This is a genomic window from Polluticoccus soli, assembly GCF_029269745.1.
GTDB lineage: Bacteria > Bacteroidota > Bacteroidia > Chitinophagales > Chitinophagaceae > Polluticoccus > Polluticoccus soli.
The window spans coordinates 1,599,491-1,610,669 of the sequence record NZ_JARJHT010000001.1 but is presented as its reverse complement, the minus strand read 5'-3'; the positions used below and the strand labels follow the sequence as shown (position 1 = coordinate 1,610,669).

Sequence of the window (11,179 nt, the reverse complement as noted above, 5' to 3'; positions counted from 1 at the left end):
GCTAATTTTGTGGGTCTAACAGATAGCAGATGCAATTATCCGGGCTGTACGAACGCGCCTTGAAGTTTGATTTCCTGAATATTGAAGAAGGGGTTTTTCTTTTTGAACATGCACCGCTTACCGAGCTAATGTATGTAGCCAATGAGCTGCGTAAGAAGCAGGTGCCGCATGGTAAAGTTACCTGGATCATTGATCGTAACATGAACACCACCAATGTTTGTGTTGCCAACTGCAAATTCTGCAACTTTTACCGCATCCCGGGCCATCCTGAGTCTTATGTTACTGACATTGAGACCTACAAAGTCAAAATTGAAGAAACATTCAGATACGGTGGCGAGCAACTGTTGCTGCAAGGAGGTCACAATCCCGAATTGGGCCTTGATTATTATACTGACCTGTTCCGCCAGCTGAAACAGCTTTACCCTAATCTGAAACTGCACACATTAGGGCCGCCCGAAGTAGCCCACATCTGCAAGATCTCTGGCGTTACACATCGCGAAGCCTTACTTGCCTTGAAAGAAGCAGGTATGGACAGCATGCCCGGCCCCGGCGCTGAAATACTGAACGACCGCGTACGCAGGCTGATATCGAAAGGCAAATGCGGTGCGCAGGAATGGCTTGATATCATGCATGAAGCGCATAAGATCGGCCTGACTACCAGTGCGACCATGATGTTTGGACATGTGGAAACATTAGAAGAACGCTTTGAGCACTTAGTAAAAATACGCGAGGTACAGGCTAAGAAACCCCAAGATGCGAAAGGTTTTGTTGCATTTATTCCCTGGACATTCCAGGATGTTGACACACTATTGAGGCGCATACGTGGCACGAAAAACCTGACTACCGGCGAAGAATATATCCGCATGATTGCCATGAGCCGTATCATGTTGCCGAATGTCAAGAACATACAAGCATCATGGCTTACAGTTGGAAAGCATATTGCTCAAATATGTCTGCATGCAGGTGCCAATGACTTCGGTTCGATCATGATCGAAGAAAATGTTGTGAGCGCCGCAGGAGCACCGCATCGCTTTACAGCTAACGGTATACAGCAAGCTATACGCGAGGCTGGTTTTGAACCGCAACTGCGCAACCAGCAATATGAATTCCGTAAGATGCCTGAGCAGATAGAGGAGCAGGTGATCACTTATTAACCTAAGCAGTTCTCTCTTTCTTTTTTACTTTAGCAGTTATGCTTTCGCTGCTGCTACTTTGTTGCTTCGCATTCATGGCCGGCTTTGTCGATGCCATGGTCGGTGGGGGCGGATTGATACAGTTACCCGCTATGTTCATCCTGCAGCCTCAGTTGGGACTAGCACAAACCCTTGCTTCAAACAAAACCGCGTCTTTTTTCGGCACTTCCGTATCTGCAATAAAGTTCGCCAGGAAAGTGCCTATCAACTGGAGCTACCTTACCCCCGCTATCATTGCCGCATTTGTAGGAGCATTTAGTGGTGCGCTATTGGTAAGCTATGTGCATAAGGAACAGTTCATGCCGGTAATTATTACCGTGCTCTTACTTGTGCTGCTGTACACCGTGATAAAAAGAAACTTTGGATTGCTACACGATGCCAAAAGCTTGTCAAATAGACAATACTATGCTTACGCGATAGCAACCGGAGCCATCATTGGCTTTTACGATGGTCTTATCGGTCCGGGAACAGGCAGCTTCCTGGTATTCGCATTTATTACACTATTTGGATTCGATTTCTTGAACGCTTCAGCCAATGCCAAGATTATCAACTGCATCACCAACATCTCGGCGCTACTGTTCTTTTTCTTTAAAGGTCACATTGTCTGGGCTATAGCTGTACCCGTCGGTTTAGCCAACATGTTAGGAAACTACGCCGGTGCGCATATGGCCTTGAAAAAAGGAAGCGGTTTTATCAGGGTATTTTTTATTGTGGTAGTACTGGCGCTCATCATCAAGCTAAGCTATGACTACATGTAATTATAACGCTGCCATCGGTTTTAGGCGAGCAAGCTTTTCAAAAGCCTGTTTGATCGTCTCTTCTTTTTTAGCGAAGCAAAAACGAATCAACTTATCGTCCTTCTTATTACTGTAAAATGCACTAATGGGAATAGTAGCTACCCCATATTCTTTCGTAAGCCATTGTGCAAACTCAAAGTCAGGCTTATCACTTACGCTTGCGTAACTTACCGTTTGGAAATAGCTACCACAAGCAGGCTGATGAATGAAAAAGTCTGTTTCTTTCAGAAGATGGAGGAAAAAATCCCTCTTCTGTTGCATCATACTACTCACCACTGGCAGTTGGCCCTGCGACATGTATGAAGCCAAAGCGTATTGCGCAGGTGTATTCACAGAAAAACAAAGAAATTGGTGTATACGTCTGAAAGCTTGTGTCAGTTCCGGAGAAGATATGCAGTAGCCGATCTTCCAACCGGTGTTATGAAAAACCTTACCAAACGAGTAAAGCGCAAAACTGCGTTTCCGTAATTCCTCGTGTTGTAAAACGGTATAGTGTTGTTTGCCATCGAAAATCAGTTGCTCATACACTTCGTCAGAAAGAATAAATATTTCAGTATCTCTAACCAAGTCTGCCAGCTTATCCCAGTCTTCTTTGGTCCAAACTGCACCCGTAGGATTGTGAGGTGTATTAACTATGATAGCTTTGGTACGAGCCGTGATCGCGTGGTTTACTTTATTCCAATCAACGGTAAATGACGGAGCAGTCAACGATACAACAACAGCCTTCGCGCCATTGGTTTCAATATTAGGTATATAACTATCGTAGGCCGGCTCTAAAACAATAACTTCATCTCCTGCCTGCAGAATTGAAGTGAAAGCCGCATAGATAGCATAGGTTGCACCGGGTGTAACTGTAACTTCGGTATCAGGGTTCACCTCAATATTATAACGCTTAGCGAAGTCTTTCGCTATAGCCTCGCGAAGAATAGGCAAGCCCGGCATAGGTGCATACTGATTGAACCCATTATTTGTTGCTTCAAATACCAGTTCACTCAATCTTTCATCAATAGAAAAATCAGGAAAACCCTGCGACAAGTTAATAGCGTTGTGCTGTTGCGCAAGCGCCGACATTGTTGTAAATATCGTAGTGCCTTCTGCCGAGTGTTTTCGTGGTAACATCATGATGCCTATAGAAATTTATCGCCTTTATTTCGCTTTACTTCAGCAACGTATTCTTTTATCTGCTGCTCACGATTACGTTCGCAGATCAACAAAACATCGTTTGTATCTACAACAATGAACTTCTCTAATCCCTGCAACACTACCAACTTTTCTTTAGGTGCTGTTACCATACATTCAGTCGCATCAATAACCATTACGTTGTCGCCATACACAGCATTACCCAAATAATCTTTGTTTGAATTTTCGTAAGCGGATTCCCACGTGCCGAGATCGCACCAACCGAAATACGATGGAATAACGTATACATTCTTTGCTTTCTCCATTATACCATAGTCTATCGAGATATTAGTACACTGCGAGTAAAGCTCATTGATCACTTCAAATTCGCGTGGCGTGTTGTAGGCATCAGTTGCCTGCAAAAAGACCTCATGCATTTCCGGTAGATATTTCTCCAGCTCGTTCATGATCGTCTTTACATTCCAAACAAAAATGCCTGAGTTCCAAAGGAAGTCGCCGCTCTTCAGGAATGTCCTGGCGAGCTCAAGCGATGGTTTTTCTGTAAAAGTTTTTACACGATAAACTTTATCCAACTCTTCTTCTACATCATACTGAATATAACCATAACCAGTATCAGGCCTTGTAGGCTTAATACCTAATGTCAGCAGTGCATCATGGCGAGACACAAAATCCAAAGCATCATATGCGGTACGCTCAAACGCGCGTTCATCCATTATCAGGTGATCGGCGGGCGACATGATGATGTTTGCATTTGGATTAAGCGCCATCATTTTGTGCGCAAAATATGCAGCGCATGGAGCCGTATTTTTTCGTGAAGGTTCACTGATAATGTTTGCATCGTTAATATCAGGTATCTGTTCCTTCAGTGTTTTGATGTAGCTCTGGTTAGTGATGAAGTAAATATTCTCTTTAGGACAGATGTGCTGAAAACGATTGTATGTCCATTGGATAAGTGACCGCCCGGTACCCAATAGGTCAAGAAATTGCTTAGGGTGTTTTGTTCTGCTCACTGGCCAGAAACGACTGCCTATTCCACCGGCCATAATGGCCACGTAATTGTTTTTGATACTCATGATACGGCGCTAAAAATAGTATAATCAGCACATTATATAAAATAAAACAGCGGGCCCGAGGACCCGCTGTTTTTATACGACAATTTGTTTTGTTATTCTGCCTCTGCCACTACTTCCTGTACTTCAGGGATCATGCGTTTCATCATTCCTTCAATACCAGCTTTCAGGGTAATCATTGATGATGGGCAGCCCGAGCAGGAACCCTGCATCATCAGCTTAACCACGCCATTTTCATAACCTTTAAAACTAATAGCGCCGCCATCCATTTCAACCGCCGGCTTTACGTAGTTCTCCAGCAACTCCTTAATACGCTTTACTACATCGCTGTCATCGGCGTTTACTGTATTGGTGTCTTTTTTAACAACGATCTGGTCTTCATTGATCACTACTTTGCCTTCTTCCAGGTATTGCTTCAAAAACTCGCGCACAGTTGGAATAACTTCTTCCCATTGAGTTTCAGGAGTTTTCGTCAGAGTAACGAAATTACTGGCGATAAACACACTACGTATAAAAGGAAATGCAAATAATTCTTTAGCTAATGGCGATGGAGTAGCAGATGACTCTTCTGGAAAGTCAATGCTTTTGCCAGGATAGAGAAGCTTGTTGGCTACAAACTTCATCGTCTCCGGATTGGGAGTCATTTCAGTATATATACTAACAATGGTATTACCTGTCTTCAACATTTTCGGTCAGATTTTTCACAAAAATACTTAATTCAACAGGCTTTGACTAATCAATTACGTTAATATCTGCCTAGACAGGTTCAATAATTCATATATAGTTGAATATTAATTGATTTTCACAATTTTTTGGCTGTTTGAGGAAAGGTTTTCGTAAATCTATAGCGGAGTAAAACGAATGGTATGAAAACTTTGATTCTTTTGATAGGAGCTCTTATAGCAGGGGTTGCCGCCAATGCACAAATAACGGGCGAGTTTGCGAACCTCCCGTCAACTCATATACAGACGGCCAACGAAATGTACCAGAATAATAGTCAATTCACTAACAAAGACAACAAGTTCGACAACAGTAAACCATATTTGACGAGCAATGGTACGTATTGGACACCAGGGTACAGTAACCCTGCTAATCGCGAGCGCAACACTCAAAACGGCGCTGCGCCAAACACGAGTATTAATCCGGTGCAATCGGACCCTATCAACTACTACATACAAGAAAATTTGAACACAGAGAACAATAACACGATTATTATACCCCGAAATGTTATAAATAGTTCATATTCAGATAGAAACAATTGGTAAATACCTTTTTCACATTTCTTTAAGTCTAAGAGGAACAGTTTTTAACCGGCTGAGGTGAGTGTGAATGAAAATTAGCGATTATGAAAAAGATATTATTAGCATTGGCAATGATTGGCGCTACAGTTTATGGCGCTAGCGCACAGAAAAAAAGTGCTTTCGCGAAGAACTACCGGATATGCCTGATAGACTCAAAATACCAGGTTTGCCCCAAGAGCGCGAAATCCGATCTTGGTCGAACTTCTACAATTGAGAATCCGGAAGGTGTCCTGAGAATGATGGATACTAGTGTTTATCTTGGTTATAGCAGTCCATTCCCGAGCTTTAGCGGGATGGTACCCAGCAATAGGCGCAACCCCCGCATTAGAGTGACGATCGATGATCCACAAGCTCCTTACGAGGGAAAAGAAAGCATGATAAATGACGGAGTAGAGCTAAATAAAGCCAGAAATATTAACTACCTGGATACAAGCGTTGAGCTACCGGCAAACGATGGCGGCGTGAGCGACAGGTAATTGAGGAGATGAAAAAAAGAGGCGATGCAGTGCATCGCCTCTTTTATATAAATTCAATGAATCTTTTTTACACCGCAAAACTCTCCCCGCAACCGCAGGTGCGGCTGGCATTAGGATTGATAAAATGAAATCCTTTGCCATTGAGGCCATCGGAAAAATCAAGCGTCGTATCACACAGATAAAGAAAACTCTTCAAATCGGTAACAAGCCTCACGCCCTGGTCTTCAAACACCTGATCATTGGGTTGGGATTCATTATCAAAGTCGAGTTTGTACGAAAGACCTGAGCATCCACCGCCCACAACACCTACACGCAGAAAATAATCGTCGGAAAGACCGGCGTCTGCTTTTAGCTGCGTAATCTTATTCTTTGCCTTCTCACTAATGCTGATCATACAAAACTCATTTCGCTATTAATGCTTCTTCTCTTCAAGCTCCAATTCAGGAAGACCATTTTTCACGCGGTAGTCATTGATCGCAGCCTTAATCGCATCTTCCGCCAAAACAGAGCAGTGGATCTTCACCGGTGGGAGATTCAATTCTTCAACAATGTCCATGTTGTCGATTGCCAGTGCCTGGTCAACAGTTTTACCTTTCAGCCATTCTGTAGCCAGAGATGACGAGGCTATAGCCGAACCACAACCGAAAGTTTTGAATTTCGCGTCGCTGATAACGCCAGTAGCTTCATCTACTTCGATCTGCAGGCGCATAACGTCGCCGCATTCAGGAGCGCCAACCAAGCCGGTACCTACGTTCGTTTTTGATTTATCCAGAGTACCTACGTTCTTAGGATTCTGGTAGTGATCGATAACTTTTTCTGAATATGCCATGATGTCTTTTATTAAAGTGGTTAATTAGTGATGCGCCCATTCGATGGTATTCAAATCGATACCTTCTTTATACATTTCCCACAGGGGGCTCATTTCACGCAGTTTCAACACTGTATTTTTAATTGCATTGATCGTATAATCGATCTGGTCATCTGTAGTGAACCTACCCAAACCGAAACGAAGTGAACTATGGGCCAGATCGTCACCAAGACCCAAAGCTTTCAATACATACGATGGTTCGAGCGATGCTGATGTGCAAGCAGAACCGCTTGATAAAGCGATATCTTTATTGAAACCCATCATTAACCCTTCACCTTCTACGTATTTGAATGATATGTTTGCAACGTGCGGCAGACGGTGCTGCGTGTTGCCGTTTACATAAGCTTCTTCCAATTCCATCAACCCTTTCTCCAGCCTGTCTCTCATAACACTTAGGCGTTTAGCTTCAGCCTCCATTTCGTTCATGCACAGTTCGCAAGCTTTACCAAAACCCACAATGCCCGGCACATTCATAGTACCGCTGCGCATGCCGCGCTCGTGGCCACCGCCATCCATTTGGGCCGTCACCTTTACACGCGGGTTTTTGCGGCGTACATACAATGCACCAACACCTTTAGGCCCGTACATTTTATGTGCACTGAAAGCCATCAAATCGATACCATCAGCCATTACGTCAACAGGTACTTTGCCTACTGCCTGCGTACCATCGGTAAAGAACAGTACACCATGCTTGCGTGCAATGGCACTGATCTCTTTTATAGGCTGTATTACACCAACTTCGTTATTACCATACATAATGGCAATAAGAATTGTTTTGCTGGTTATTGCTTTTTCGAGTTCAGCTAAGTCAATTAGACCATCTGGCTGCACAGGCAGATAGGTTACTTCAGCGCCCATTTTTTCCAGGTGCTTACACGTATCCAACACCGCCTTGTGCTCGGTAGTACAGGTAATAATATGATTACCTTTAGACGCATACATTTCAAACACGCCTTTTATCGCAAGGTTATCAGCTTCTGTAGCTCCTGAAGTGAAAATGATCTCCTTTGGGTCAGCATTTATCAGTTTCGCTACTTGCTCACGCGCATAGTCCACTGCTTCTTCAGCAACCCAGCCAAAAGAGTGGCTGCGGCTGGCAGCATTACCGAATCTTTCGGTAAAATAAGGAAGCATAGTTTCCACCACACGCGGATCGCACGGAGTCGTAGCATTATTATCCAGATATATCGGCAATTTCAATTCCATAATAAGTCACAAGTATTGTCGCACAAAGTTAAGCCAATTGCAGTACTTTAGAACGTTAAATGCATTGGGGCTTTAAATAAAGCCATTTGTAAAAGCTATTATAATATGTTAAAGATCGAGCACCTCGGAATTGCCGTAAAAAATCTTGATGAAGCAATTTCAACATATGAACAGCTACTTAATACCCCCTGCTATAAAACAGAAGCTGTTGAATCTGAGGGCGTAAATACTGCCTTTTTTCAAACTGGCGAATCAAAAATAGAGTTACTAGAATCTACTCGGCCTGAAAGCCCTATTAGCAAATTCATAGAAAAGAAGGGAGAGGGGATACATCATATCGCCTTTGAAGTCGAAAACATTCAGGCAGAGATGAAACGTTTGGCAGCTCTTGGGTTCACAATATTGAACGAACATCCTAAGAAAGGGGCTGATAACAAGCTTATCTGTTTTTTACATCCTAAGAACACGAACGGGGTACTAATTGAACTTTGCCAGGAGCTAACTACCTCTTAAGCGCTGGCTTGATGAACAGCGCGGTCACAATAAACAGCAGAAAACCGCCGATAACTCCCAAAATCACCATTACGATCATTGGAAAACCGCTTGCCTGTGCAACAATAGCATCGTCAATCACCTGGATGGTTCCGGGCATACTCTTTTTTCTTAAAAGGTCTTTTCTTTTATTGTATAGTTCATATGAAAAATCGTATATGTTTGTAGCTGAGCTGTTTTGGTTGTTAGTTGTGGCTACAGCACCGTCATTAAACTTCCTTTTCAAGCTATCCATCATTCGAAGCTGTTCGTCGATAAACTGCAATTCGTCATTTATTTCTTTGATTTTCAATGCCTTGGTTGTTGCTGAATAAGCATTGCCTTCTTCTAAAAAGCTCACCAACCCCGCTTGCAACTTAGAAATAGCAGCGCTGTCTGTTACTTCTATTTTTATTACAAACGGAATTCGGTCGGTATTCATGTCGTCTGTCAAATCTTCGCCAACAATATTTTTTCCTTTAACTGATCGCAAAGTGCTTGCGGTATGTTTATCGACACTTAGATAATAAGCCACTTTTTCAAAATCGCCCCGGTTTACAAGCAGATTGATCTTATATAGTCGATCGCCATATATTTTGCGGACCAGGTCATCATATGCCACTGTGAATGAAGCCTTGAATTGATTTGACTTTGGTATGTTGTAAAGACTAAAAATGCCTAAAGCCACCGCAATGCAGCAAAGCAGCAATATAAAATTAGATCTTACCGCACTGAAGCCTTTTCGTAATAATTCTATAGTTGAGTGATAAAAACTTGCACCGAAATTTCGTCCTGTATCAGGGGCCATAATAGTATTTGAAGAATTTTTCAAAAATAGTATTTAAATAGAAAAACTTACAAAACTATGTTTGGCTAATGCCTTTGTTGGGAGATTTTTATTTATCTTTATAAGCCGTTTATACTTCTTTTACTCCTTTGCTATAACCTCTTACAGATTAGTGTTTGTTCAATTGAATGCCTATGCAGGTTTATACAACGGAGATTTGCGTCAAAACTCACATTATTGATGCCTTGAGATATTTTCACATATTTAGGTTCCCGTTGTTTATTGGAGAACTGCAAAAATATCTTGGAACAAGAATAACAATCGAAGAGCTTAAAGTTGTTCTGCATGAACTCGTGGCCTCCCGGGAACTGTTTGTATATAAAGACCTATATATGCTGGAAAACGACCGCTCATTGGCTGATGCGCGGCTGAAAAGCATAAAAAAAGCTGCGATTAGAATGAAAGAGGCCTATCGCTCAGGTGCAATCATTTCCAGATTCCCCTTTGTAAAAGCGGTTTGCATCTCCGGATCATTGTCAAAAGGCTATGCGGACGATAGATCTGACATCGACTTTTTTATCATTACCGAAAAGAACAGGTTGTGGATATGCCGATCGTTGTTGCATATTTTCAAGAAGTTTACTTTTCTTAATAATACGCAGCACTCTTACTGCATGAACTACTTTCTGGATGAGTCAAAACCATGCCTCGAGGAACAGAATAGATTCACAGGTACCGAGATCGTTACTTTGATTCCTTTATATGATGAAGGGGTCTTCGCTAGTTTTATAGAAGCAAATAATAATTGGGTTGAGCCGCTATTCCCCAATTTTACCTCTGTGAAGCCGATACCGAACTTTAAGGTATTTATTAAAAAACTGGCTGAAAGCTTTTTGGAATTGCTTGCACCCCGCGCGCTAAACCAAGCACTAATGTCTTTAACAGACACTTGGTGGAGATATAAATGGCAACGAAAGAATTATCCGATGGAGGATTACGATCTTGCTATGAAAACACGCTGGTTCGTGTCAAAAAACCATCCTGCTAATTATCAGAAAAAAGTATTGCATCAGCTAAAACTTCAGTTCAACGCTTAGTTTTTCCGCCATACCCACCACTGCAAAGGCTTTTTGTACGATAGGGGCCCCGGGTATAATTTTTTGTATCCACAGCTCTTTAGATCGTCAGTGGTGTGATGAAAATAATATTGAGCCATCAATGGAAAACCTAAGCGACTGTAGTAGTCCATGCTGCGGGCTTTTGCTTCGTATATCTGCGAACGCTTATAGAAGACAGAATCAAGCAGATGTATCTCACCATTTGGTGTCAAAAGTTTCTCCGTTCGTCCAGTCAGGTCTTTAATGTTGGAAAAATATTGACAACTAGCCGAAAACAGAATAATGTCGAACGGCCCACCTGGAATATCATCCTTCATTACATCGGCATAGAACCACTTTAGGTTATTACCCATGCTAAATACTCTTTCAGCTTGCTGTAGTTCTGCCATATTTAGGTCTACACCCGCAAGCGTGTGTCCACCCTTCGCGAGATTATATGACATCCACCCATTACCACAGCCAATATCAAGGATGTTCAAAGAGCGACTGTTATATCTTTTTTCCAAATAGGCTCTGAAGCGGCTAAAGCTATTGGCCCGCATTTTCCACTCGGTGTTATACGAGTTATTTTCCGGCACATCTGGCAAAGTCAGCAACAACTCGTCACTTACAATACGACCTTCCGTATCACGAACTTGTATGTAAAGATCCTCTTTCTCCTTGTATCGCGATGGATCTGTCACTATCATCAT

14 protein-coding genes are annotated in these 11,179 nt (G+C 42.4%); 6 read left to right on the top strand and 8 right to left on the bottom strand.

The window, feature by feature from the left end; translation table 11 throughout:
* Positions 1 to 29 precede the first annotated feature (29 nt).
* Positions 30 to 1,154 carry a cyclic dehypoxanthinyl futalosine synthase gene (mqnC, locus tag P2W83_RS07060; RefSeq protein WP_276133007.1) on the top strand — a complete coding sequence of 375 codons (1,125 nt, stop codon included), beginning with the start codon at positions 30 to 32 and terminating at the stop codon, positions 1,152 to 1,154.
* Positions 1,155 to 1,192: 38 nt separating this feature from the next.
* Positions 1,193 to 1,951, top strand: a complete 759-nt coding sequence (locus P2W83_RS07055) for a sulfite exporter TauE/SafE family protein (protein WP_276133006.1) — start codon at positions 1,193 to 1,195, stop codon at positions 1,949 to 1,951.
* Here the strand turns inward: P2W83_RS07055 and P2W83_RS07050 are convergent, their stop codons facing one another.
* From P2W83_RS07050 to P2W83_RS07040, 3 genes are all read right to left on the bottom strand, one after another.
* Complete coding sequence (locus tag P2W83_RS07050) at positions 1,952 to 3,112, bottom strand: methionine aminotransferase (protein ID WP_276133005.1); 1,161 nt, start codon at positions 3,110 to 3,112, stop codon at positions 1,952 to 1,954.
* A gap of 5 nt (positions 3,113 to 3,117) precedes the next feature.
* On the bottom strand, positions 3,118 to 4,203 hold the full coding sequence (locus tag P2W83_RS07045; RefSeq protein ID WP_276133004.1) for a mannose-1-phosphate guanylyltransferase: 1,086 nt from the start codon (positions 4,201 to 4,203) through the stop codon (positions 3,118 to 3,120).
* Between the two features lie 92 nt (positions 4,204 to 4,295).
* Positions 4,296 to 4,886: a NifU family protein gene (locus tag P2W83_RS07040; protein ID WP_276133003.1), complete on the bottom strand. Its 591-nt coding sequence runs from the start codon at positions 4,884 to 4,886 to the stop codon at positions 4,296 to 4,298.
* Positions 4,887 to 5,066: 180 nt separating this feature from the next.
* On the opposite strand from P2W83_RS07040, the gene P2W83_RS07035 reads away from it, so the two are divergent.
* Together P2W83_RS07035 and P2W83_RS07030 are read left to right on the top strand one after the other, a co-directional pair.
* Positions 5,067 to 5,465, top strand: coding sequence for a hypothetical protein (locus P2W83_RS07035; protein WP_276133002.1), 399 nt, complete (start codon positions 5,067 to 5,069; stop codon positions 5,463 to 5,465).
* A gap of 80 nt (positions 5,466 to 5,545) precedes the next feature.
* Positions 5,546 to 5,977 carry a hypothetical protein gene (locus tag P2W83_RS07030; RefSeq protein WP_276133001.1) on the top strand — a complete coding sequence of 144 codons (432 nt, stop codon included), beginning with the start codon at positions 5,546 to 5,548 and terminating at the stop codon, positions 5,975 to 5,977.
* Between the two features lie 67 nt (positions 5,978 to 6,044).
* Here P2W83_RS07030 and P2W83_RS07025 read toward each other — a convergent pair whose 3' ends face one another.
* The 3 genes from P2W83_RS07025 to P2W83_RS07015 are packed head-to-tail and all read right to left on the bottom strand — an operon-like array spanning position 6,045 to position 8,051.
* On the bottom strand, positions 6,045 to 6,371 hold the full coding sequence (locus tag P2W83_RS07025; protein ID WP_276133000.1) for a HesB/IscA family protein: 327 nt from the start codon (positions 6,369 to 6,371) through the stop codon (positions 6,045 to 6,047).
* A gap of 18 nt (positions 6,372 to 6,389) precedes the next feature.
* Complete coding sequence (iscU, locus tag P2W83_RS07020; RefSeq protein WP_276132999.1) at positions 6,390 to 6,806, bottom strand: Fe-S cluster assembly scaffold IscU; 417 nt, start codon at positions 6,804 to 6,806, stop codon at positions 6,390 to 6,392.
* A gap of 24 nt (positions 6,807 to 6,830) precedes the next feature.
* Positions 6,831 to 8,051, bottom strand: coding sequence for an IscS subfamily cysteine desulfurase (locus P2W83_RS07015; protein WP_276132998.1), 1,221 nt, complete (start codon positions 8,049 to 8,051; stop codon positions 6,831 to 6,833).
* Between the two features lie 105 nt (positions 8,052 to 8,156).
* Between P2W83_RS07015 and mce the strand changes: the two genes are divergently transcribed.
* Positions 8,157 to 8,564 carry a methylmalonyl-CoA epimerase gene (mce, locus tag P2W83_RS07010; RefSeq protein WP_276132997.1) on the top strand — a complete coding sequence of 136 codons (408 nt, stop codon included), beginning with the start codon at positions 8,157 to 8,159 and terminating at the stop codon, positions 8,562 to 8,564.
* Here mce and P2W83_RS07005 read toward each other — a convergent pair.
* Positions 8,554 to 9,414 carry a hypothetical protein gene (locus P2W83_RS07005; RefSeq protein ID WP_276132996.1) on the bottom strand — a complete coding sequence of 287 codons (861 nt, stop codon included), beginning with the start codon at positions 9,412 to 9,414 and terminating at the stop codon, positions 8,554 to 8,556. The genes mce and P2W83_RS07005 overlap by 11 nt on opposite strands.
* 149 nt (positions 9,415 to 9,563) lie before the next feature.
* Between P2W83_RS07005 and P2W83_RS07000 the strand changes: the two genes are divergently transcribed.
* Complete coding sequence (locus P2W83_RS07000; RefSeq protein ID WP_276132995.1) at positions 9,564 to 10,466, top strand: nucleotidyltransferase domain-containing protein; 903 nt, start codon at positions 9,564 to 9,566, stop codon at positions 10,464 to 10,466.
* On the opposite strand, the gene P2W83_RS06995 is transcribed toward P2W83_RS07000, so the two are convergent.
* Positions 10,463 to 11,179 (bottom strand): class I SAM-dependent methyltransferase, encoded by a 717-nt coding sequence (locus tag P2W83_RS06995; protein ID WP_276132994.1) that lies wholly within the window; start codon positions 11,177 to 11,179, stop codon positions 10,463 to 10,465. The two genes, P2W83_RS07000 and P2W83_RS06995, sit on opposite strands and share 4 nt — an antisense overlap.